Source organism: Methylobacterium sp. WL19, from assembly GCF_008040005.1.
GTDB lineage: Bacteria > Pseudomonadota > Alphaproteobacteria > Rhizobiales > Beijerinckiaceae > Methylobacterium > Methylobacterium bullatum.
In genome coordinates this window covers 1-22,842 of the sequence record NZ_VRVC01000062.1, presented here as the reverse complement: position 1 = coordinate 22,842, position 22,842 = coordinate 1, and the positions used below count along the sequence as shown (strand labels likewise).

The following is a 22,842-nucleotide window of genomic DNA, read 5'->3' as shown; positions in this document are numbered from 1 at the left end:
CATGGCCTTCATCACCGCGCCGGATGGCACGAGCCTCTACTACAAGGACTGGGGCAGCGGACGGCCCGTGGTCTTCCTCCACGGTTGGCCCCTCGACGCGGATATGTGGGAGTACCAGATGGTGCCCGTCGTCGAGGCGGGCTTCCGGACCATCGCCTATGACCGCCGGGGCTTCGGACGCTCGGACCAGCCCTGGCAGGGCTACGATTACGACACCTTCGCCGACGACCTGAAGGCGGTGCTGGACGCCCTCGACCTCACCGACGTGACCCTGGTGGGCTTTTCCATGGGGGGCGGAGAGGTGGTGCGCTACCTGTCACGGCACGGCAGCGACCGGATCTCCCAGGCGGTCCTGATCTCGGCGGTGACGCCGATGATGCTGAAGACGCCCGATCATCCCGACGGTGTCGATGCCGGCGTGTTCGAGGAGATCATCGACGGGCTGAAGATGGACCGGCCGTCCTTCCTCGCCAAATTCAACAAGGGCTTCTTCGGTGCGGGCGTGTTCAGCTCACCCGCTTCTGCGGAGATGATCGCCTGGGCCGGGCAGGTCGCCATGCTGGCCTCGCCCAAGGCCACCATCGCCTGCGTGAAGGCCTTCTCCGAGACTGATTTCCGGCCCGACATGGCGAAGGTCACCGTGCCTTGCCTGATCATCCATGGCGATGCCGACCAGACCGTGCCGATCGACGTCACCGGAAAGGTCGCGGCCTCAGCCGTGCCGAGCGCGGAATTCGAGATCTACGAGGGGGCTCCGCACGCGATACCGCTGACCCATCACGAGCGTCTGACGACGGACCTCATCGACTTCCTGAGGCGCTGACGCCCCCGCCGCTGGCGGAGGCGCGCTGCCCTTCGGGCTCAGACCCCCTTGAGGCCGCTGAGATCCAGGGGCAGGGAGCGCAGCCTCTGCCCCGTCGCGGCGAAGATCGCGTTGGAGATCGCCGGGGCGATGACGGGCACGCCCGGCTCGCCGATGCCGGTCGGGGCGGCATCGGAGGCCACGATATGGACCTCCACCACCGGCATCTCGCTCATGCGCGTCGGCTCGTAGGCGTCGAAATTCTTCTCCTGCACCACCCCGTCCGTCAGCGTGATCTTGTTGCGCAGGACCGATGACAACGCGAAGCCGACCGATCCCTCCACCTGGGCACGGATCACGTCCGGGTTGACGGCGACGCCCACATCCACCGCCGCGACGATGCGATTGACCTTCACATGGCTGCCATCCGCCGTGATGTCGGCCACCATCGCCACGTAGGAGCCGAAGGACTCGTGCGCCGAGATGCCGAGGCCCTGGCCCTTGCCGCCGCTGCGCTTGGCCCAATCCGCCTTCTCGGCGGCGAGTTTCAGGACACCGGACAGGCGCGGCGCGCCGGTCAGCATGCCAAGGCGATAGGCCAGCGGATCGGCACCGGCGGCGTGGGCCAACTCGTCGATGAAGACCTCCATCGCCTGCGCCGTATGGGTGTGACCCACCGAACGCCACCAGAGGACGGGCACGCCCTCGCGGGCGTTGTGGACCTCGAACCGGTAGGCCGGGAGGGCATAGGGCGTGTCCGACGCGCCCTCGATGGACGTGGAATCGACCCCGTTTTTCACCAGCATCGCCTCGAAGGGCGAGCCGATCATGATCGATTTGCCGACCATCCGGTGCTGCCAGCCGGTCACGGCGCCCTTGGCGTCGATGCCGGCCTTGAGGGTGTGCAGCACCATCGGGCGGTAATACCCGCCCGCCATGTCGTCCTCGCGGGTCCAGACCAGATGGACCGGCGCCTTGCCGCCGGTCGCCTTCATGATGGACGCGGCCTCGGCGATGTAATCGGCGGTGGGCGTCGCCCGTCGTCCGAACGATCCGCCGGCCCATTGCGTGTGCAGCCTGACCTTGTCGGCGGTGACACCGAGGGTCGCGGCGGCCACCGCCTGTTCGATCGTCTGGAACTGGAGGCCGGCGTAGATGTCGTAGGAGCCGTCGGCCGCCCGCTCGATCGTGGCGTTGAGGGGCTCCATGGCCGCGTGGGCCAGGTAGGGGAAGGTGAACTCCGCCTCGATGACCTTGGCCGACCCGGCGATGGCGGCGGCGGGATCGCCTTTCTCCGATGCGACGATGCCCGGCCGCTTGGCCGTCTCGCGATACTCGGCGAGGATGGCGTCGGAGGATCGCTTCTCGGCCGTGCGCTCGTCCCAGGTGACCGACAGGGCGTCCCGGCCCTTCATCGCCGACCAGGTGTCCTTGGCGATCACGGCGACGCCGGTGGGAATCGTCACGACGTCGATAACGCCGGAAACGGCGCGGGCGGCCTTATCGTCGACCGTCGACACGGTGCCGCCGAAACGCGGGGCATGCGCCACCACGGCCGTGACCTGACCCGGCCGGCGGATATCCATGGCGTAGATCGCAGTTCCATTGGTCTTGGCCACGGAATCGAGGCGCGGCAGCTTCTTGCCGATATGGACCCACTGGCTCGGATCCTTGAGCTTCGGCTGCTCGGGCACGGGGATCGCCGCCGCTGCCTCGGCCAGGGCACCGAACCGCTCCTCGCGCTTCGAGGCGAGATGGCGGACCGTGCCGTTCGAAACCGTGATCTCGGAGGCCGGGACGGACCATTTCTCGGCCGCGGCGGAGACGAGCATGGCACGGGCGGCCGCCCCCGCCTTGCGGAGCTGGAACCAGGAATTGGCCACCGCGGTCGAACCGCCGGTCCCCTGGATCGGCCCCATCAGCAGGTTGTTGTAGAGCTTCGCGTCGGCCGGCGCGAAGGCCACCCGCACGCGGGACCAGTCGGCGTCGAGCTCGTCGGCCAGGATGGTGGCGAGGCCCGTCGTGTTGCCCTGCCCCATGTCGAGATGCTTGATCAGCACCGTGACCGTATCGTCGGCCGCGATCCGCACGAAGGCATTGGGCTGGGCGGGAGCGGAGGACAGGTCGGGTCCCGCCGCCGCGCGAACCTGTTTGGCCGGGTCGAGGGTGAATCCGATCACCAGGGCTCCGGCGGCGACACCGGCCCCGCCGAGGAAGGCGCGGCGCGACGGACGGGGAGCAGCCGCCTCGGATTTGGTCTGACGGACCTTCAGCATGGCTTCCTCCACGGAGACGATGACGCGCACGGTATCGGGCAGGACAATGCCGGCCCCTGGGCCGGCATCGGGTTCGGATCAGGCGAGGGAGCGGGCGGCTTCGTGAATGGCGGCGCGAACGCGCTGGTAGGTACCGCAGCGGCAGATGTTACCGTCCATCGCGCCGTCGATCTCGGCGTCGCTCGGCTTCGGGGTGGTCGAGAGCAGGCCGATGGCCGACATGATCTGACCGGACTGGCAGTAACCGCACTGGACCACGTCGAGGCCGCGCCACGCGGTCTGAACCGCCTCCGCCACCCGCCCGGACACACCCTGGATCGTCGTGACCTTCGCTTCACCCACATCGCCGATGCGGGTCTGGCAGGAGCGGACGGGCTGGCCGTCGAGATGGACGGTACAGGCGCCGCACTGGGCGATGCCGCAGCCGTATTTCGTCCCGGTCTTGTCGAGATGATCGCGCAGCGCCCACAGGAGCGGCATGTCGGGATCGGCATCGACATCATGCGACACGCCGTCGACATTCAGTTTCAGCATGACGTCTCTCCGACTTCAGTATCGACTTGTTCTAAATATTACACACTTCCGAAAAATGTGCGCCTGCACACATCGATCTGAGATCGGCGTCGATGCAGCGTCGGGTCGCGCGCCGTGGATGGGCGCGATTTGGAGACAAGTGTCATGACCGGGTCAGGTCGTTCTTAACCTATCGGGCGCAGATTCGCCGGGTCGCAGCGTCGACGGGTCACGGTCCTTCCGACCGCAGGTTTTCCTCTCAAAAGATCCTCAAAACGGTGATGTCCGACCTGACAGCGGAGATGGTTCAGCGCGGACGCGGTCCTTCGGCACCGGAATCCGCTCGCCGCCGCAAGGTGGCCCGAGACATCCGATCGGCGCGCGAGCGGTTGACCTCGGCGAACGGTCTGGAACGCGCGTTCGATTACGAATTGATCCGGATCTATGCCGAGTACCGCTCCGGTGCCGGTCTGACCCATGCCGTGCTCGGGCTTCTCATCGCAGGGGCGTCGTCGCTCTGGGTGCCGGTTCCCATCGCCCTGTCCTGGGTCGTCTGCCTGCTCTGCGGCGTCGGCCTGTCGATGGGGCTGACCAAGCATTTCCTTCGTCAGCCGGCGGATTCCGTGTCGGTCAGGCGCTGGCGCAGCGCCTTCATGCTGAGCGAGATCGTGCAGAGCGCGTCCTGGGCGCTGATGGTTCTCGTGGCCGCGCCCAGTGCCCGCATCTTCGTCCTGTTCGGCCTCGTCATCGTCGCCGCGGTCGCCGCGATGCTGGCAGCGACCCTGCCCGCCGCCGCCGCCGCCGCGCTTCTTCCGCTGATCCTCGCGGCGCTCTCTCTCCTGGCGTTCTCGCAGGACATGGACACGATCATGCTGGTGACCATGGTGGTCGGCTCGCAGATCTTCTTCATGGGCCTCGCCCGCCGCGTCTACGCCTCGGCGGTGGGCGCGCTGAAATCCCAGGCGGAGAAGGACGCCATCTTCATCGAGCTCGAACAGGCCAAGGCCAATTCCGATGAGGCGCGGCGGCGGGCGGAAGAGGCCAATCTCGCCAAGTCACGCTTTCTCGCGACCATGAGCCACGAGTTGCGCACGCCGCTGAACGCCATCCTCGGCTTCTCGGAGGTGATGAAGAACGAGGTCTTCGGCGCTCACATCGCTCCGTCGTACAAGGAATATGCCGGCGACATCCACGATAGCGGTATGCACCTCCTCAATCTCATCAACGAGATCCTCGACCTTTCGCGCATCGAGGCCGGGCGTTACGAATTGAACGAGGAGGCGATCCAGCTCGCCCATGCGGTGGACGAGTGCCGGCACATGGTCGCTCTGCGCGCGCGCAGCAAAGGCCAGGCCTTCCACGAGTTCATCGATCCCGACATGCCCCGTATCTGGGCGGACGAGCGGGCTTTGCGCCAGATCGTGCTCAACCTCCTCTCGAACGCCGTGAAATTCACGCCGCCGGGCGGCGACATCACGATCAAGGTCGGCTGGACGGCCTCGGGCGGCCAGTATGTCAGTGTCAAGGATAGCGGGCCGGGTATTCCCGAGGACGAGCTCGGCACGGTGATGTCGTCGTTCGGCCGGGGCTCGCTCGCGATCAAGACCGCCGAACAGGGCTCGGGCCTCGGCCTGCCCATCGTCAAGGGGCTGGTGGACCTGCACAACGGCAACTTCCACCTGAAGTCGAAGCCGCGCGAGGGAACGGAAGTCGTCGTGATCTTCCCCGCGAGCCGTGTCATGGACACGCTACCCGCCCTGAACCTGTCCACCGAAGCGACGTCGAGTGCGGACATGGGCGGCAGGCGGAGCGCGGCGCGCGCGGCCTGATCGGCGCACTCGCCTTTCCCGTTTTCGTGATGATTGTGACACCGGGCCGTCACGGGTCCGGTGTCCCCGATGGGATGCCTTCAGCTTTCGCTGCGTCCCGACACCCCCGCCTGGGCGAACGTCGCCATGTCGCGATGGCAGGCGAGCGCGCCCTTGAGCAGGCCGATGGCGAGGGCGGCGCCGGATGCTTCGCCGAGACGCATGCCGAGAGCCAGCAGCGGCACCAATCCGAGGCGTTCCAGCACCTCCGCGTGGGCCCCTTCGGCCGAGACGTGGCCGGCGAGGCAATGGTCGAGCATCGACGGATCGATGGCATGGAGGATCGCCGCGGCCGAGGTCGCGACGTAGCCGTCGATGACCACGGGGATGCGCTGCATCCGCGCCGCCAGGATGGCGCCGGCCATGGCGGCGATCTCGCGGCCTCCGAGGCGCGACAGGACATGGAGCGGGTCGTCGAGGTGGCCGGCATGGAAGGCCAAGGCGGCCTCCACGGCCGCGACCTTGCGCTCGATCCCGGCCGCATCGACGCCGGTGCCGCGCCCGACCCAATGCGCCGCCCCACCGCCATAGAGCGCCGCGTAGATCGCCGCCGCGATGGTGGTGTTGCCGATCCCCATCTCGCCGAGGCCGAGACAATCGGTTCCGGCGGCGATGGCTTCCATACCGAAGGCCATGGTGGCCACGCATTCCTTCTCCGTGAAGGCCGGGCCTTCGCAGATGTCGCCGGTGGGAAGATCGATGGCCAGGTCGAAGACCTTGAAGCCGAGGCCGTAGGCGGCGCAGAGCTGGTTGATCGCGCCGCCGCCGGCGGCGAAATTGTCGAGCATCTGGCGGTTCACCTCCGCCGGAAACGCCGAGACACCGCGCTTGGTGACGCCGTGGCTGGCGGCGAAGACGCAGACGAGGGGCCGGTCGAGGCTCGGTTGACCCTTGCCCTGCCAGGCTGCGAGCCACTCCACGAGGTTCTCGAGGCGGCCCAGCGCGCCGGCTGGCTTCGTCAGCATCGCGTCCCGCTCACGCACCATGGCGACGGCGTCACGGTCCGCGCCCGGTACGGAGGCGATCAGTCGGCGGATATCCGAGAACGGCGTCTGATCGGGATTGTCCTGGTTCGGGATCGTTTGAGTCATCGCGCGAAACTTGGCCTTCCGTCTCGGCGCGTCCGGTATGGCGGCCTGCCTGTCGGGCGAGCTATAACCAACCGGGCGCGAGCGGTGAAGGCAGGTCCTCGATGACGCAAGGCCGGGATCTGGAACCGGACGATGCCTTTCCCGGCGCGTCCATGGCTTACGATCTCGCGGCGTGCCTGAGATTCTATTCGCGGCTGCCGGTGCCGCGCCTGCCCGGCGAGGGTGATCCGCATCGTCTGCCGGACTTCCGCACCCTGCCGCGCATGCTGCCACTGGCCGGCCTCATCCTCGCCCTGCCCTCCGCCCTCATCCTGCTCGTCGCCTGGGCCCTGGATCTCGGACCGTTCCTGGCAGCCACCCTCGCCCTGGCGGTCGGGACGCTGGTGACGGGGGCGCTGCACGAGGACGGTCTCGCGGATGTGGCGGACGGGTTCGGTGGCGGCGCGACGCGCGAGCGCCGCATCGAGATCATGCGCGACAGCCGCATCGGCGCCTATGGGGGCGTCGCCCTCGTGTTGACGCTGGCCCTGAGGATCGGAGCCCTCGCGACGCTGCTCGATCGCACCGGGTCGCTGGCCGCCTTGGCCCTGGTACTGGCCGCCTCTCTCTCGCGCAGCGCAGCCCTGGCGCCGATGGTGCTGCTCGGCCCCGCGCGGCCCGGCGGGGCGGGGGCATCGGTGGGAACACCCGATCGCCGGACCAGCGGAATCGTTGCCCTCTTCGCCCTCGCCTTCGTCGTCATTGGCTGGATCGCCGGCTTGCCCTCTCTCGGCATGGTGCTGATGCCCGCCCTGGCGCTGGGAGCCTCCCTCTTCCTCACCGCCCTGGCCCGAGCCAAGATCGGCGGCCAGACCGGCGACGTGATCGGAGCCTGCCAGCAGGTGGCCGAGATCGCGGCCCTTCTCGCCCTCGTGGCGACGGTCCCGCGCTGACCATGGCACTTTGGCGCTTGATCGCGACCCGCGCCTGAGGGCATGGAACGGCCATGACCCAGCCTGTCGCCCCGAGGGCTTCGAGCCCCTGCACGAAGCTCTGCATTCTCGACGCCATGACCGGGCTTTGCGAAGGCTGCGGACGTACGCGCGAAGAGATCGGGCTGTGGGGATCGCTGTCGGAGGCGAAGCGGGAGGCCATCATGGCGACCCTCGGACATCGCCTTCGCGCCGCCTATCCCCTGCGGGACAAGGCCCTGGCCGAGCCATGATCTACGCTGCCCTTGCCGTTCTCCTCGGCATCGTCGCCTTCCTCGCCCTCTCGGACGAATCGAGCACCGTCGCGGGGCTGGAGAAGGACCAGCTCGCGCGGCTCGCCTTCAGCGGAACCTTGCTGACGATCTTCCTCGCCGGGTTCTGGCATCGGTTCCGCGAACAGATCGGCACCAACCTGAAGGCGCTGCTGTTCTGGGCCGCCCTCACCGTCGCCCTGGTGGCGGGCTATGCCTACAAGGAGGAAGCCGGGGATGTCGGCAATCGCCTCGTCGGGACGCTGCGGCCCGGCAGTGCCGTCACGGCGGGCGACGGAAGCGTGACGATCAACCGCCGCGCGGACGGGGACTTCTCCGTGCGCGCGGAAGTGAACGGCCGCGCCCAGGTCTTCCAGTTCGACACGGGCGCGAGTTCCGTGGTTCTCACGGCGGAGAACGCAGCCGCCATCGGGATTTCCCCCGCGGAATCCGACTTCTCGATCAGGGTCTCCACCGCCAACGGCGTTGCCATGGCCGCCCCGGTCTATCTCGACAGCCTCAGCATCGGCACGATCACCGAACGGCGTGTCTCGGCCCTGGTGAGCCGGCGCGGTGCCTTGTCGGGAAACCTGCTCGGCATGACGTTCCTCGACAGGCTCGGCTCCTACGAAGTGCGCGGCGACCGGCTGATGTTGCGCCCTGTGCGCTGATGATCGAAGTCTGCCTCCTCGAACCGTCCGCTTGGACACAAACCAGGCGCACCAGATGATGTCTCTGCCGCCGGAGAGCGGACGTCGGCATCCCTTACCGCGGATGGCGGAAGCGACCTGAAACGGGAAGGCACCTGTGTCCTTGCGGTGGATTTTTTGGCCGGCGAGCGGAATTCTGGCCGGCTTGGCGCTCGTCAAATCCTTGTCTCGGCGGCGCACCAGCCCGTATCGGCGCTCACATCCGGTCCGGCTCGAAACGAGGTGGATCCAAGTCGACGGCAGGACGATGCATACCCGCGTCTCGCTCGATGCTGTGCCGGATGACCGCATACCCGTCATCCTCGTCCATGGGCTCGGGATGTCGAGCCGGTACATGATCCCGCTGGCAAATCATCTCGCCCCTCATGTCGAGGTCTATGCTCCCGACCTGCCCGGCTTCGGATTGAGCGAAAAGCCTCGCCGCGCGCTCACGGTTCGCGAGCTCGCGGATGCATTGGCGGCCTTCATGACAGCGATCGGGGTGAGGCGCGCAGCCTTTGTGGGGAATTCGCTCGGCTGCGAAGTGCTGGTCGAACTGGCGCTGGTTTACCCTCACCTCGTGGACCGTCTCGTGTTGCAGGGGCCCACGCCGGACCCGGAGGCGCGCAACCTGGTCCGGCAGGTGGTCGGCTTCCTCGCCATCGCGCCGTTCGAGCGCTGGTCGCTCGCCTGGGTGGCGCTCATGGATTATGCCCGTGCGGGCATCGGACGCTACATCCTGACCTTGCGAAGCATGGTCGACAACCGCATCGGAGAGAAGGCGTTGCGGGTCGAGCAGCCGACGCTCGTGGTTTGGGGCACGCGTGACTACATCGTCCCCCATGCCTTCGTCGCGAGCCTCGCTGACTCCCTGCCCCGGGGCCGCCTTGCCGTCATTCCGGGAGCGGCCCACGGAATCAACTTCTCGCATCCCGAGGCGTTCACCGCCGTCCTTCTGCCGTTCCTGCTCGATGAGGGGGAGATGCCTGTCGCATGGAGCCGGACCCCGACGATTCCGCGAATGCGTGGCGCAGGTATGCCTGTACGAAGTCCGGCATCGAACGGGGGGCGATCTCGCCGCTGGAACCGACCGTGACGAAACCGGCGAGTTCCGGCTCGATCTCTGCGCGGCGATGGCGCTCCATCCTCTCGCGCAGCGCGTCCGTTCGATCGGGGAATGTCACGGGCCGCAGAAATGCCGCCTGGGTCTGTCCGCGCAGCAGAAGCCAGTTTTCCGGAGCGTCGGCCGGGAGCGCCATCCCGGTCTCCTCCACGAACTCCCGCTCGGCGCTGCCGGCGAGATCGACCGTATCGCCATCCCGCACGTCGTCGAGGTCCGGCGTGCCGCAGGGGAAGTAGGCCTGTCCGGCATTGGCGGTGTGAGCGCCCATGACACCGAGCAGCACGGCGCCGTCCGACCCGTGCGGAACGATGGCGGCGAAGGCGTTGAGGACACGTTGGTCGGGCGAGCCCAGATCCTTGTGGGTGATGAAGCTCGCGTAGGACGTCTCGAACAACTCGACGGCACAGGATGTCCCCTCGAGCCGGCACGACTTCGCGAGGAGCACCCGCCCGTCGAACAGCCCCGACCGCTCGGCGCAGCGGCGCGCCCAGTTCTCGGCGATGGAGGCCGCGTTGGCCTGCGCCCATTCCCATTCGAACGGCACCAGCCGGGCCGTCACCCTCTCGATCCGCGTGAGGGTGAGACCGTCAGGCAAGCAGCGTCCCCTCGCTCATCACCACGGCCGCGCCGCCGATCTCGACGGATTGGAGGGCTCCGGATTCGATGACCAGTTGAAGCGCGATCTCGCTCGGACGACCCATGGCGATTCCCTGGCGGATCAGCACATCGTGCTCGCCGTCGCCGAGGGGCTCGAACTCCATCATCACGCCGGCGAAGGCCGCGGCGGCCGACCCCGTCGCCGGGTCCTCCATCACGCCGAGATGCGGCGCGAACATCCGGGTCTGGAAGCGGAGGCCGAGGCCTTCCGGGTCCACGGCGTAGAGATAGAGTGCCGTCCGAGGCTCCAGGGTGGAGAAGGCGGCGAGGTCCACGCGGGCCGCATCGAGCTTCGCCCGCGTGTTGACCGGCACGAACAGGAAAGCCGGCCCGGCCGTGTGCCGGCTCGGCACGTGACGCCCGAAGCCGATATCCTGCGTCTCCAGCCCGATCATCTGGGCGAGGAGCGTCGCGTCCGGTCCCTCGCCGTCGTAGTGCGGCAGGATCGGGAGCTTGAAGCGCCCACGGCCGCGCCCCTCGCCCGCTTCGACGACGCAGGCCACGGTGCCGATCGACTCTTCGAGACCGAAGGCGGTGGCGTCGGTGAGGCCGGATCTCGCATCGTGCAACGCCAGCAGGATCGCCGCCCCGAGCGTCGGGTGGCCGGCGAAAGGCAGCTCACGGGCGGGCGTGAAGATGCGCAGGCGGGCCTTGTGGCGTGCCTCCGTCGGCGGCAGCACGAACACCGTCTCGGACAGGTTGAACTCGCCCGCGATCCGCTGCATCGCCGCGTCGTCGAGCCCTTCCGAATCCAGCACCACGGCCAGCGGATTTCCGGCGAAGGGCGTGTCGGTGAAGACGTCGAGGGTGACGAAGCGGCGGCTCATCGGCTTTTCCTTTTCGCTGACCATCAGACCGGTTCTACCGGGAACGTCTCGCTGGGTGCCACGAACTCGTCCTGCGCGTCGACGGTGAGGATCTCGCGCGAACCCGCCTCCGCCGTGCGGCGCAGGAGGCCGTAGACCGAAGCACCGGCCATGCCCAAAGCCAAAGCCGCCGAGCCGGTGCGGGCGTAGTGGACGAGGAACAGCGCCGCGATGGCATCGCCCGCGCCGTTCACGTCGAGGTTGAGGCGCGGCGTACGCAGGCGCCAGAACAGGCCGCCCTCCCCCGCCATCAGGTCGATGGAATGGGACGGGGTGTCCTCGGTGACCAGGGAGGTCACCAGCACGACGCGCGGCCCGAGGGCCTGGATCGCCGCCAGGGCGGCTTTGGCCTCGCCGAGTGTGCCGGTGGGCAGGCCCGACAGGAAGTTCAATTCGAACTGGTTCGGAGTGACGATGTCGGCGGCGGGCAGGGCCTGATCGCGCAGGAATTCAGGGATGCCGGGGCGGACATAGATGCCCCGGTCGGTGTCGCCCATCACCGGGTCGCAGCAATACAGCGCCTTCGGGTTGGCGCTCCGCACCGCCGCCACGGCCCGCACGATGGCGGTGCCGATATCGGCCGAGCCCATATAGCCGGACAGGACGCCGTCGCATTGCCCCAGCACGCCGCGCTCCGCGATGCCGAGCACGAGGTCCTCGATCATCGGCCCGTCGAACACACGGCCGCGCCAGGCGCCGTAGCCGGTATGGTTGGAGAATTGGACGGTATGGATCGGCCAGACCTCGACGCCGAGCCGTTGCATCGGGAACACCGCCGAGGCATTGCCCACATGGCCGAAGGCGACGTGCGACTGGATCGATAGAATTCTCATCGGCGTATCAGGCTTTGCTTCGACGGGTGCGAGTGCGACGATCAGCGTCGTAGCCGGTTTCGCCCAGCGGTGCATTCACAACCGACGCGAGGCTCGTCCGTGGCGAGATCGACGCTTGCCGGAAGGGCGACCTTCCCGCACATCGGGCGCGACGGGCAGGGGCATCCATGGATTTCGAAGCGCTGAAGACCACGACCCTGACCTTCGTGGAAACGCACAAGGAATGGGCACCCCTCATCATCGCCGTGCTCGCCTTCTGCGAATCCCTGGCCTTCCTGTCGATCCTGGTCCCCGCCACCGTGCTTCTGGTGGCCATCGGCGCGTTGATCGGTGCGAGCGGCATCCCGTTCTGGCCGATGGTGATCGCCGGCGGCATCGGCGCCGGGCTCGGGGATTGGGTGTCCTACGAGATCGGCCGCTACTTCCAGCACGGCGCCAAGTCGATCTGGCCGATGAGCCGCTATCCGCAGATGGTCGCCAAGGGCGAGGATTTCTGCAGGCGCTACGGCGCCTGGGGCATCGTCATCGGCCGGTTCATCGGCCCGGCCCGCGCGGTGGTGCCGCTCATCGCCGGGATGTTCGAGGTGGCGCGCCTGCCGTTTCAGCTGGCCAATTGGAGTTCGGCCTTCGTCTGGGCCTTCGTCTGGCTCGCGCCGGGCGCGGGCGTCATCAGCTTCTTCAACGCGTGACGCCGCATGCGCCGCTTCCCGCCCGAACGCATGGTCTGCCTCACCGAGGAAACCGTCGAGACCCTCTATCTGCTGGGTGAGGAGGACAGAATCGTCGGTGTGTCCGGCTACGCCGTGCGCCCCGCTCGCGTGCGCAAGGAGAAGCCGCGCGTCTCGGCCTTCACCAGCGCCGACCTGCCAAAAATCCTCGCCCTGCAGCCGGACCTCGTCCTCGCCTTTTCCGACATGCAGGCCGAGATCGTCGCCGACCTCGCCCGCGCCGGAATCTCGGTCCATCTCTTCAACCAGCGCGACGTGGCCGGCTGCCTTGCCATGATCCGTACCGTGGGCGCCCTGGTCGGGGCCAGCGAGAAGGCCGACGCGCTGGCCCAGGGTTACGCCCACCGCCTCGGCGCCGCCGCCCTCGACAATGCCGGCCCGCCCCGGCTGACCGTCTATTTCGAGGAATGGGACGAGCCGATGATCTCGGGGATCGGCTGGGTCTCCGAGCTCATCGGCTATGCCGGCGGCGACGACGTCTTTCCCGACCTCGCCCGCCAGCCGGCGGCCAAGGACAGGATCGTCACGTCGGATCAGGTGATCGCCGCGCGGCCGGACGTCATCCTCGCCTCGTGGTGTGGCAAGCGGGTGAACGTGGCGCGCATCCGCGAGCGGCCGGGCTGGGACGCGATCCCCGCCGTGGCGGCGGGGCGCATCCACGAGATCAAGTCGCCGCTGATCCTGCAGCCAGGGCCGGCGGCGCTCACCGATGGGTTCGACGCGATCCGCGCCGCACTGGCGGGCGGGCAGGCTGCCGCAGGTGACAAGGGCGGGCCGACCTGATTCCCTGGCGGGACGGTCGATTCGAGACCGCACTCTCCCCAAGCGAAGCCATCCCCAAGCGAAGCCATCCCCAAGCGAAGCCATGTCAGCAGCCCTCGCCCATCTCGTCCTGCCGCCGGACCGCCGGCAATCGGCGACCGCGCTCCAGGTCCAGCGCGGGGTCCGCCGGCTGTTCGCCGACCTCGGCCATGTGACGATCCCGGAATTCTCCCTCGCCAACGGAAGGCGGGCGGACATCATTGCCCTGTGCCCAGCGGGCCGGCTGACCATCGTCGAGATCAAGTCCAGCGTCGCCGACTTCCGCGCCGACAAGAAGTGGCCGGATTACCGGGACTATTGCGACCGCTTCTATTTCGCCGTTCCCGATTCCCTCCCCGAAGGACTGACGCCCGACGAGGCCGGGCTGATCATCGCCGACGGCTACAGCGCCGCGATCCTGCGCGACCCGGTCGACCATGTGCTGAGCGGCGCCCGCCGCAAGGCGGTGACCCTGCGCTTCGCCCATTCCGCCGCGCGGCTGCTGCACTCGCTCGCCGATCCGGGGGCCGTGCGGGAGGGAGCGCTCTAAGCGACGCGACAGGTTGCAGAAACAGCACGCCTCCGCGCTGACGGAATCGAGGTTCAATTCGCGATTGAGATTGTATGAGCCCCGCCCTACCACCTGCCGGATTCTTCTTTGAGGAGCGGACATGTCGGCGGTGCTGGTAGCGAATGGAGAGCCGATCGACCTTGGGCCGGTCGTCGGCACCGACAGTCTCGACCTCATCGTGCCGAAGGCAAAAGCCGGGTTCGCCCTGCTCACCAGCGGTTATGTTCCGGGCCCGCGCGGCGAACCTGGCACGCACCCCGTCACCCTGACCAGCTTCGGGGCGACCGGCGTTCCTTCGAAAGGACCGCTTTCCCTTGGCGACCTCCAAGTAGAGGCCTTGTCCGTCCGAGACGACGGATCTGTCGTCATCGGCGTCTATGACAGCACTTACGTCGACGGCACGTTCGGCGGCTTTTCGACGCAATATCAGAAGGCAAAGTACAGCCTCGGTACCGTGGACGCGAAAGGGACCTTCACGCCCTTCTACACCACGAAGATCACCTCCCTGTCCGATACGGACGAGCCGTTCCTGAGCGCTTACGACAACAGCGTCGCCTTCGCGCAGAACGGTGCGATGGCCCTCGCCCATATCGCCCAGGGATCGACCAGCAAGATCCGGACGGTCGACATCATCGACGAGAACCACCGCTTCGTCGCGACCGCCGTCGTCGACCGCTCGGTGAACGACGACCAGACCCATTCGACCAAAGTCACCGCCCTATCGGACGGTCGCTATCTCGCGACCTGGGTCGATATGGGCCGTGTCACCTCGACCCTCATGGCTCGCGTGGTGACCGCAGACGGCAAGGTGCCGGGCGAAGCGTTCAAACTCGGCCAGGTGGCCGAGTTTGCGGGCGGATACGAAACGAAGGTGATTTACTCGGTCACCGCCGACCAGAATGGCGGATTTGCCGTCGCCTATGAGGGGCGGGACATCAAGAAGGCCGCTAATGGCGTCCAGACCGATGTCCTCACCGATATCGCAGCATCGACTTACAAGGCTGGTCTCGACGGAAGCATCACCAAAGCGGTCACGCTCGCCCAGACCTACACGTTCGACAACGCTTACATCGTGTCCGTGACGACTCTCTCGAACGGGCAATTGCTCGAACTGGTCCTCGGATCTTCCGATGTGGCGGATGGAAAGATCCTGACGACCGCGCGCGGGTTGCTTTACAACGCGGACGGGTCTGCCACGGGACAGGTTTTCGACTTCTATTCGGAAGCGATCGGAAGCGGGCATCGGTCCGAACTGCCTCAGATCGTGGCCTTGCAGAACGGCACGTTCGGTCTCCTCAAGTCGGGTCACGAGACGGGACTCGAACGGACGGACAGCGACACCGATTTCCAGATCTATTCCATTTCGACGGCCGACCCGTTCCAGGTGAAGGGCGCGACGTCGGGCGCGGACCTGCTCAAAGGGGCCATGGCCTCCGCCAGGAACGACCGGATCGACGGTCTCGGCGGCAACGATACGCTCTTTGGCTATACCGGAAGCGACCATCTCATCGGCGGAGCGGGCAACGACACCCTCGATGGCGGCAAAGGTATCGACCGGATGGAGGGTGGGATCGGCAACGACACGTTCGTCATCGACCATTTCGGCGACGTGGTGATCGAGAAGCGCGGCGCGGGCACGGACCTCGTTCTGTCATCGATCGATCATACGCTCTCGGCCAATGTCGAAAACCTGACGCTGACGGGCAAGGGCGATATCGGTGGCGTCGGCAATGCGCTCGCGAACACGGTCACCGGCAATGCGGGCAACAACCGTCTCGATGGTGGAGCCGGTATCGATGTCCTGAAGGGCCTTGCAGGCAACGACGATTACTATGTCAGCAGTAAGCGGGATCAGGTCATCGAGGCAAAGGACCGGGGCACCGATACGGTCTATGCCAGTTCGGATTTCACGCTCGCGAAGGACCAGTCCATCGAGTTCCTGATCGGCAGCCAGGAAGACCCCTATCTCGCCATCGATCTCACCGGCAACAATCTCGCGAACGCGATCGCCGGCACGTACGGCGACAACGTCATCAATGGCGGGTTGGGAATCGACGTGCTGGCCGGTTCCGGCGGGAAGGACGCGTTCGTCTTCGATACGAAGCTCGGGAAAGACAACATCGACAGCATCACCGATTTCTTTCACGGCACCGATACGATCAGGCTGGAGAACGCCGTCTTCAAAGGCTTGGTGGAGGGCGATCTGTCCGGCGCTGCGTTCAAGAACATTCGCACGGGTACGGTCGATGCGAGCGACCGTATCCTCTACGATTACTACACGGGCGCCCTCTCCTACGATGCCGACGGCAGCGGCGCCGAGCAGGCCGTCCAATTCGCGACGGTCAGGAGTGTCGGATTTCTGACGGCCTCCGACTTCCTCGTCTCATAGCACTGCACCGGAGCGGGTCTGCCTTCAACGCCCGCTTCGCCGCGCCGAGACCAGCGCCAGGGCGGCGAGATCCTTGTCGCCGTCGCCGTGGCTGATGGCGTCGATGAGGTTGTCGCGCAGCACGCTGGCGAAAGGCATCGGTACGCCGGCCTGACCCGATGCCGCGAGGGCGAGGCCGATATCCTTGAGCCCGAGCCTCAGACCGAAGCCCGGTGGCTCGTAACGCCCGGCGGCGATCGAGGCGCCGTAGCCCTTGTAGACCGGAGAGGCGAAGAGCGTGTTGGTGAGAAGGTCGAGGAGATCGGCACCGGCGACGCCATGCCCCTCGGCGAAAGCGGCGGCTTCGCCCATGGCCTCGATGGCCGCGATCAGCATGAAGTTGCCCGCGAGCTTCACCGCATTGGCCCGGTACGGCTCGGTTCCGAAGGACCAGGTCTTCGTGCCGAGGGCGTCGAGCAGCGGTTGCGCCTTCGCGATGACGGCCGGGTCTCCGGCCACGACGATGTTCAGGGCTCCGTTCTGCGCCACGTCCGGCCTGCCGAAGACGGGGGCGGCGATATAGGGCACGCCGGCCCGCGCGTGGATCGCGGTGAGCTCCTGGGCGAGCGCCACCGAGATCGTGCTCATGCTGAGATGCAGGCCGGGCCGCGTGCCGGAATCGAGAAGCCCGCCCTCCACGATCACCGAACGCAGGGCCGCGTCGTCGGCGAGCATGGTGATCGCCGCATCCCCGGTGAAGGCGTCCGCCGCGCTATGCACGACCGTCACCCCGTCGAGACCGTCGGCGGCGGATGCAGTCCGGTTCCAGACCCTCACCCGATGACCGCCCCGGACGAGGCTCTGAACCATGCCCCGGCCCATCCGGCCCAACCCGATCACGCCGACATCCATCTGAGTGTTCCTTTAGTTTGTCCCGGCTCAATGGCCGTTGAGGAATTCGAGCATCGTGGCGTTGAAGCGATCGGTCGCTTCCATATGGACGAGGTGGCCGATGCCGTCGAAGACGACAGCGCGCCCATCGGGCATCCGTGCCGCCAGAGCTTTGGCATGGCCGGCATTGTCGCCCATGGCGGCGCGCAGGTTCTCGGGGGCGAAAGGCTTGCCCGGTGCGTTGCGGTCGTTCCCGCCCATGACGAACAGCGTCGGCGCGGCGATCAGCGGGATCTCGTGCACCACCGGCTGTCCCCAGATGATCTGGTAGGAATTGACGAAGGATTGGAGCCAGCGCGGATACTCGCCTGAGCCTTTGACGCGCTCGCGTATCGAAACGAAGGGCTCGATCGCCGATGAGGGAAGCGACAGCGCGTAGTTCGTCATCAGCTGGCGCCGGTAGACGTCCCCGGTGACACCGCCCTCGATCCGCAGAAGCGTGTCGTTGGAAACCGGCGGGACGGTGAAGCGATAATCCTCGAGACCGATCGGCGCTTCGAGGACGAGGCTGTTCACCCGGTTCGGCGCGTTTCGGGCGAGGCGGGCGGCCAGCATACCGCCCATGGAATGGGCGACCACGTCGACCCGCGGGAGATTGAGGGCATCGAGAAGCGATACGGTTTCCGCCGCCATCACGTCGAAGCTGAACGGTCCCACCGGCTTCGACGATTTGCCGAAGCCGAGTTGGTCGGGAACGACCACGCGGTAGCCCGCACCGGCCAGCGCGCCGATCACCGGCTCCCAGTAACTCGACGGAAAATTGCGGCCGTGCAGCAGCAGAACGGTGCGTCCGTTCGGCGTTCCGGTCGGCGTGACATCCATATAGGCGAGACGCTGGCGCTCGTTGTCCCGTGTCAGGTCGAGGAACCAGACCGGATAGGGATAGGCGAACCCTTCGAGCCCGATCCCGAGAGGGCCTGTATCCTCGGCTCGCACGGCGGCGGGCGACAGCGCGAGCAGGCAGCCGAGCAGGAGTGTCGCCAGACGCATGTCATTCCTCCGAAGGTGGTAAGGATGCCGCCCCCCTTGCCGAGGGGTGACATAGGGCACTTGCCGAAGCGAGCAGGGATCGTCCACGGCTTTGTGCGATGACGCACGAGGCAATTCCCCCTGGCGGCGGCACGACCGGGCCGGTCCCCGACAAACCGATGGACGGCCTGCCGGTGCGCGAACGCATGCTTGCGCTCCTCGCCATCGGACTCGCCATGACCATGGCGGTGCTGGACGGGGCCATCGTCAACGTGGCCCTTCCGGCCATGGCGAAGGATCTCGGGGTCAGCCCGGCCTCGGCGATCTTCGTGGTCAACGGCTTCCAGATCGCGGTGACAGCATCGCTGCTGCCTCTGGCCTCCCTCGGCGACATCCTCGGCTATCGGAAGGTCTATCTCGGCGGCCTCGTCCTGTTCGTCGCGGCGTCCCTCGCCTGCGCTCTTTCCACATCCTTGACCGGGCTCATCGTCGCACGCATCGCCCAGGGGTTCGGCGCCGCCGGGATCATGAGCGTGAACATCGCCCTGGTGCGGTTCATTTACCCGCACCGCATGATCGGCCGGGGCGTCGGCAACGTCGCTCTCATCGTCGCCATGGCTTCCGCCACCGGCCCCACCGTGGCCGCCGCGATCCTGTCCGTGGCGACTTGGCCCTGGCTGTTCCTGGTCAACCTGCCCGTCGGCCTCGTGGCCCTGGCGGTGGCGGCGCGGACGCTGCCGGTGACGCCGGTGAGCGGGGCCCGGTTCGACGTCCCGAGCGCGATCCTCAACGCCCTCACCTTCGGCCTTCTCATCATCGGGCTCGATGGAATCGGCGAGGCGAACGGGCGCTGGCTCGCCTTGGCGGAGATCGCAGCCGGGCTCGCGGTCGGCACCGTGTTCGTGCGGTATCAGGCGCGGCTCACGACGCCCCTGCTACCGGTGGATCTGCTGCGCATTCCCGCCTTCGCCCTGTCGATGGTGACCTCCATCGCCTCGTTCGGGGCGCAGATGATGGCCTATGTCGCCCTGCCCTTCTATTTCCAGGATGCGCTGCACCTCTCGGCCACCGAGACCGGCTTCCTGATGACGCCCTGGCCCATCGCCATCGCCATCACGGCGCCGATATCCGGCCGCCTCGCCGACCGGTACGCGCCGGGTGTTCTCGGCGGAATCGGGCTGGCGCTCATGTCCGGTGGCATTGCGGCGCTGGCGCTGCTCCCCGCCGCCCCGTCCCTCCTTGATATCGCCTGGCGGCTGACCGTCTGCGGCGTCGGCTTCGGGCTGTTCCAATCGCCCAACAACAAGGTGATCGTCACCAGCGCACCGCATTCGCGCAGCGGCGGAGCCAGCGGCATGCAATCGACGGCGCGGCTGACCGGGCAGTCGCTGGGCGCGGCCCTCGTCGCCGTCATTTTCGGGCTCACCCACGCCAGCGGCACGGCGGTCTCCATCGGAACCGCTCTATGGTGCGCCTGCGCCATGGCAGCGGCGGGTGCCGTCTCCAGCATTATGCGGCGCCAGCCGACGGGCTGATCCACCGAACGCAGCCACCCATCGCCTCGGGCGTTGATCCACGAGGCTGCCAACGGAGGAACATTCATGGACATGAATCTGAAGGGGCGACGTGCGCTGGTGACCGGCTCGACCGGCGGCATCGGCTACGGCATCGCCAAGGCCCTTGCCGGAATGGGTGCAACCGTCGCCGTCAACGGGCGCACACCGGACCGGGTCCGGGCGGCGATCGCGCGCTTGACCGAGGAAACCGGCACGACCTGCTTCATCGCGGCGCCCGGCGACATCGCCACGGCGAGCGGTGCGGAGGCGGTGGTGAAGGGGCTGCCGGCCGTCGATATCCTGGTGAACAACACCGGCATCTTCGAGCCGAAGCCGTTCTTCGAGATACCCGACGAGGATTGGCTTCGCTTCTACGAGACCAACGTCATGAGCGGCATCCGCCTCTCCCGCGCCTACACGCCGGGCATGGTCGAGGCGGGATGGGGGCGGGTCGTCTTCATCTCCAGCGAGTCCGGCCTGAACATTCCGGTGGAGATGGTGCATTACGGCATGACGAAGACGGCGCAGCTCGCCGTGTCACGCGGCCTCGCCGAGACCGTGGCCGGAAGCGGGGTAACGGTCAACAGCGTGCTGCCCGGTCCGACCCTCTCGGAGGGTGTCGCGGACTTCATGGCGAAAATGGCGAAGGATACCGGCGAGGTCGACCTCGACAAGCTGGGACGGGACTTCGTCGCCGAGCACCGCTCCACCTCGCTGATCGGTCGCCTCGCGACGGTGGAGGAGGTCGCCAACATGGTGGCCTATATTTGCAGCCCGGCCGCGAGCGCCACCAGCGGCGCCGCTCTGCGTGTGGATGGCGGGGTCATCCGGCACATCGCCTGAGGCCGACCCACCCGAACCGGGAACGGCCGTATCGCCGTCTCGAAGAGCCTGCCCGGCGCTGTCGAAGCGCCGGGCCGCATCGGCGTCAGGCCGACTTGAGATGGGCCGCGAGGTGCTTGTTCATCTCGAACATGGTGCACTTGTCCTTGCCGAAGACCTTCTTCAGCTTGTCGTCGGCCAGGATCTCGCGCTTGTTCTCCGGGTTCTGGAGATTGTGCTTCTTGATGTATTCCCAGACCTTGCTGACGACCTCGCCGCGCGGAAGCGCTGCGGCGCCGACCACGGCTGCGAGTTCCTCGGAGGGCTTCAGCGGCTGCTGCAGCGCGTTCGGCTTGGCGGCGCCTTCGGCCTTCGGAGCAGCGGCCTTCTTGGCGGCGGCCGGCTTTTCGGCTGCCTTGGTGGTGGTTTTGGTTGCCATGAGTTCCTCCGGAATTTGGCTTCGAGCGCCGTCACGCCCACGGCCAGGGGCCTCGGAGCGCATAGCTGCAACAACTAAGCGGTGCTGAGAGCGTTCCAAGAGGGAATCACGTAGACCCACCGCCCATCCACAGAAGGGACGGGGATAACGGGGACCCTGCAGCCCTTTCGATCATCGATCACACACAATCTCCGTGGCATGGGCGGTCGCCAGTGCAGCCACGCTTCGGAGCAAGCCGACGAGACGTCATTGCGGCCGTGGACCGGAGATTTTTCCGAAAAGCTTCACGCTAACAACGGCTTGTGTGGCTGCCGGCACGGCCGAGGGGGATTCGCGCCACCGATGCGTCATCCAGCTCAAAGCAATGCGGCCGGTGCGAAGCGCGTGGACTGACGACGGCGTCCCGAAGCATCGAGGGCCTGTTGTGACCGCCAGGCGCGAGGATGGAATTTTTTTCGACCGACCGTCATCGAGGACGCAGGCGCATCGCCCGACCGGGACAATGCAACGATCCCTTAAACTCGATGAGGAACACTCCGCGCATGATCATCGCAGTCGTTTCCCTCACCATCGTCGCTTCCGGCGCGTTCCTCGCTGGTCTTGCCGGACTCGTCGCCGCCGAGAGTCGGGGCGAAGCCGACACACGTGGCGCCGACCTGATCTGACCGTCGAGATCACGCTTTCCGCATGCAGCGTTTCCGCGGTGCGGAAGGAGCCGTTGCAGTGCCTTTCACGAAACTCCCGCATCGCCGCCCGGCCGGAAACGGAAGGCGGCGATGACCGGGAGTTTCGCGAGCGTTCCTCAGAACTTGCCGCCGAGGCCGACGCTGCCGCCCGAGCCCATCTGCGGAGCGAGACCACCGGAGCTCGACCGGCTGGTCGTATCGCCTTCGATATCCTCGCGGCGGATACGCCGCTCCGACTCCGCCTGCGAGCGGGCCTGGCCACCGGCCGATTTCGGCAGGTCGAGCCGCCGCGTCGGCGCCGTCTGCAGAGGCACGCCGTCGGGGTCCACTTCGGCCGCCCGCGGGCGCTGGGCTCCGGGAACCGAGCCACGCATGGACGGCGGAGGCCCCACTTCGCTCTCGGGCATGACGCCTGAATTGCCGGACAGCGCCTGACATCCGCCCAGGGCCGCCGCGATGAGCGCCACGGCGCAGACGTTCGACGGGATACGCATCGACTTGATCCTCAAAAGTATTCCACCCTGGTTCGCGCGGGTGGTCCGGCACGCTTGCGCGCATCTCTACGATGCACAAAAGGCGAAAACCAGACGATCGCAGGGCGTTTGTCACACCTCCCCCCTCGACCTGAGGGAAAATTCGGGGTGATCGTCCACCGGTTCGTCTGGACACCCCCCATACTCCACGCCACCATGGCCGCGACGGTCCGGTTCTTGCCAACTCGACATCGCGGCGAGCCGCATCGTCGCCGATCGACCCGCCCTCATCCACAACTTCGCCTTGGTCCGCCCTCATACGCCGTCCGTCCCATGGCAGGTGGGAACTCATCGGAATGGCTCAGGTTGAGCGGGAGCCGGCGAGATGCTTCTTCGGGGAACGCACGTGTTCAGAACTGTCCGGATGGTCGCCGCCGCGTCGATCACCCTTTGGGCCGCCGCCGCAGCAGCGGCGGAGGGCAACGCCCCGGTCAACGGCCCGGCGAGCGAAGCAGCGCCGGCCGCCCCGGCCGCGCCT

The 22,842-nt window shown here is 67.1% G+C and carries 22 protein-coding genes and 1 pseudogene; 13 read left to right on the top strand and 10 right to left on the bottom strand.

All coding sequences use genetic code 11. The features are described from left to right. Position 1 precedes the first annotated feature (1 nt). Positions 2 to 823 carry an alpha/beta hydrolase gene (locus FV220_RS13765; RefSeq protein ID WP_147832043.1) on the top strand — a complete coding sequence of 274 codons (822 nt, stop codon included), beginning with the start codon at positions 2 to 4 and terminating at the stop codon, positions 821 to 823. A 38-nt stretch (positions 824 to 861) separates the two neighbouring features. Here FV220_RS13765 and FV220_RS13760 read toward each other — a convergent pair whose 3' ends face one another. Both FV220_RS13760 and FV220_RS13755 read right to left on the bottom strand, forming a co-directional pair. Further along, on the bottom strand, positions 862 to 3,078 hold the full coding sequence (locus tag FV220_RS13760) for a xanthine dehydrogenase family protein molybdopterin-binding subunit (protein WP_147832041.1): 2,217 nt from the start codon (positions 3,076 to 3,078) through the stop codon (positions 862 to 864). Positions 3,079 to 3,156: 78 nt separating this feature from the next. Continuing rightward, positions 3,157 to 3,612: a (2Fe-2S)-binding protein gene (locus FV220_RS13755; RefSeq protein ID WP_018042501.1), complete on the bottom strand. Its 456-nt coding sequence runs from the start codon at positions 3,610 to 3,612 to the stop codon at positions 3,157 to 3,159. A 260-nt stretch (positions 3,613 to 3,872) separates the two neighbouring features. On the opposite strand from FV220_RS13755, the gene FV220_RS13750 reads away from it, so the two are divergent. After that, complete coding sequence (locus tag FV220_RS13750; protein ID WP_147832039.1) at positions 3,873 to 5,420, top strand: HAMP domain-containing sensor histidine kinase; 1,548 nt, start codon at positions 3,873 to 3,875, stop codon at positions 5,418 to 5,420. An 80-nt stretch (positions 5,421 to 5,500) separates the two neighbouring features. Here the strand turns inward: FV220_RS13750 and cobT are convergent, their stop codons facing one another. Further along, positions 5,501 to 6,550 carry a nicotinate-nucleotide--dimethylbenzimidazole phosphoribosyltransferase gene (cobT, locus tag FV220_RS13745; protein ID WP_056143976.1) on the bottom strand — a complete coding sequence of 350 codons (1,050 nt, stop codon included), beginning with the start codon at positions 6,548 to 6,550 and terminating at the stop codon, positions 5,501 to 5,503. Between the two features lie 101 nt (positions 6,551 to 6,651). Between cobT and cobS the strand changes: the two genes are divergently transcribed. From cobS to FV220_RS26125, 4 genes and pseudogenes are all read left to right on the top strand, one after another. Further along, entirely contained in the window at positions 6,652 to 7,482 is an 831-nt protein-coding gene (cobS, locus tag FV220_RS13740; protein ID WP_147832037.1) for an adenosylcobinamide-GDP ribazoletransferase, read from the top strand. A gap of 53 nt (positions 7,483 to 7,535) precedes the next feature. After that, on the top strand, positions 7,536 to 7,754 hold the full coding sequence (locus tag FV220_RS13735) for a DUF1289 domain-containing protein (protein ID WP_147832036.1): 219 nt from the start codon (positions 7,536 to 7,538) through the stop codon (positions 7,752 to 7,754). Continuing rightward, complete coding sequence (locus tag FV220_RS13730) at positions 7,751 to 8,443, top strand: TIGR02281 family clan AA aspartic protease (RefSeq protein ID WP_147832035.1); 693 nt, start codon at positions 7,751 to 7,753, stop codon at positions 8,441 to 8,443. Before FV220_RS13735 ends, FV220_RS13730 begins: the two co-directional genes overlap by 4 nt. A 286-nt stretch (positions 8,444 to 8,729) precedes the next feature. Further along, a pseudogene (locus FV220_RS26125) lies at positions 8,730 to 9,350 on the top strand (alpha/beta fold hydrolase); the annotation flags it as partial. A gap of 52 nt (positions 9,351 to 9,402) precedes the next feature. Here the strand turns inward: FV220_RS26125 and FV220_RS13720 are convergent. Genes FV220_RS13720 through pdxY form a run of 3 tightly spaced genes read right to left on the bottom strand, consistent with a single transcriptional unit; the run spans position 9,403 to position 11,940 of the window. Next, the gene (locus FV220_RS13720; protein WP_056143966.1) at positions 9,403 to 10,179 is read right to left on the bottom strand and encodes a hypothetical protein; all 777 of its coding nucleotides are present in this window, start codon (positions 10,177 to 10,179) and stop codon (positions 9,403 to 9,405) included. Next, positions 10,172 to 11,068, bottom strand: a complete 897-nt coding sequence (locus tag FV220_RS13715; protein WP_056144702.1) for a PhzF family phenazine biosynthesis protein — start codon at positions 11,066 to 11,068, stop codon at positions 10,172 to 10,174. Before FV220_RS13715 ends, FV220_RS13720 begins: the two co-directional genes overlap by 8 nt. Positions 11,069 to 11,091: 23 nt before the next feature. Further along, positions 11,092 to 11,940, bottom strand: a complete 849-nt coding sequence (gene pdxY, locus FV220_RS13710; RefSeq protein WP_147832033.1) for a pyridoxal kinase PdxY — start codon at positions 11,938 to 11,940, stop codon at positions 11,092 to 11,094. A gap of 167 nt (positions 11,941 to 12,107) precedes the next feature. Here pdxY and FV220_RS13705 point away from each other — a divergent pair, with 167 nt between their 5' ends. The 4 genes from FV220_RS13705 to FV220_RS13690 all read left to right on the top strand — a co-directional run bounded on the left by FV220_RS13705 (position 12,108) and on the right by FV220_RS13690 (position 16,429). Continuing rightward, positions 12,108 to 12,629, top strand: a complete 522-nt coding sequence (locus tag FV220_RS13705; protein ID WP_056143960.1) for a DedA family protein — start codon at positions 12,108 to 12,110, stop codon at positions 12,627 to 12,629. 6 nt (positions 12,630 to 12,635) lie between these two features. After that, complete coding sequence (locus tag FV220_RS13700) at positions 12,636 to 13,451, top strand: cobalamin-binding protein (RefSeq protein ID WP_147832032.1); 816 nt, start codon at positions 12,636 to 12,638, stop codon at positions 13,449 to 13,451. Positions 13,452 to 13,533: 82 nt separating this feature from the next. After that, complete coding sequence (locus FV220_RS13695; RefSeq protein ID WP_056143956.1) at positions 13,534 to 14,019, top strand: MmcB family DNA repair protein; 486 nt, start codon at positions 13,534 to 13,536, stop codon at positions 14,017 to 14,019. A 121-nt stretch (positions 14,020 to 14,140) separates the two neighbouring features. Beyond that, entirely contained in the window at positions 14,141 to 16,429 is a 2,289-nt protein-coding gene (locus tag FV220_RS13690) for a calcium-binding protein (protein ID WP_147832031.1), read from the top strand. 24 nt (positions 16,430 to 16,453) lie between these two features. Here FV220_RS13690 and FV220_RS13685 read toward each other — a convergent pair whose 3' ends face one another. Together FV220_RS13685 and FV220_RS13680 are read right to left on the bottom strand one after the other, a co-directional pair. Then, positions 16,454 to 17,320: an NAD(P)-dependent oxidoreductase gene (locus FV220_RS13685; protein ID WP_147832030.1), complete on the bottom strand. Its 867-nt coding sequence runs from the start codon at positions 17,318 to 17,320 to the stop codon at positions 16,454 to 16,456. A gap of 27 nt (positions 17,321 to 17,347) precedes the next feature. After that, complete coding sequence (locus tag FV220_RS13680) at positions 17,348 to 18,349, bottom strand: alpha/beta hydrolase (protein ID WP_147832029.1); 1,002 nt, start codon at positions 18,347 to 18,349, stop codon at positions 17,348 to 17,350. A gap of 158 nt (positions 18,350 to 18,507) precedes the next feature. Between FV220_RS13680 and FV220_RS13675 the strand changes: the two genes are divergently transcribed. Beyond that, a complete protein-coding gene (locus FV220_RS13675; RefSeq protein ID WP_147832053.1) occupies positions 18,508 to 19,863 on the top strand; it encodes an MFS transporter in 1,356 nt (451 codons plus the stop codon). Between the two features lie 66 nt (positions 19,864 to 19,929). Then, positions 19,930 to 20,727: an SDR family oxidoreductase gene (locus tag FV220_RS13670; protein WP_147832028.1), complete on the top strand. Its 798-nt coding sequence runs from the start codon at positions 19,930 to 19,932 to the stop codon at positions 20,725 to 20,727. A gap of 85 nt (positions 20,728 to 20,812) precedes the next feature. Here FV220_RS13670 and FV220_RS13665 read toward each other — a convergent pair whose 3' ends face one another. Continuing rightward, entirely contained in the window at positions 20,813 to 21,145 is a 333-nt protein-coding gene (locus tag FV220_RS13665) for an SWIB/MDM2 domain-containing protein (protein ID WP_018042485.1), read from the bottom strand. A gap of 542 nt (positions 21,146 to 21,687) precedes the next feature. On the opposite strand from FV220_RS13665, the gene FV220_RS26410 reads away from it, so the two are divergent. Further along, on the top strand, positions 21,688 to 21,810 hold the full coding sequence (locus FV220_RS26410; RefSeq protein ID WP_280529932.1) for a hypothetical protein: 123 nt from the start codon (positions 21,688 to 21,690) through the stop codon (positions 21,808 to 21,810). A gap of 137 nt (positions 21,811 to 21,947) precedes the next feature. On the opposite strand, the gene FV220_RS13660 is transcribed toward FV220_RS26410, so the two are convergent. Continuing rightward, positions 21,948 to 22,325: a hypothetical protein gene (locus FV220_RS13660; RefSeq protein WP_018042483.1), complete on the bottom strand. Its 378-nt coding sequence runs from the start codon at positions 22,323 to 22,325 to the stop codon at positions 21,948 to 21,950. Positions 22,326 to 22,842: the final 517 nt, after the last annotated feature.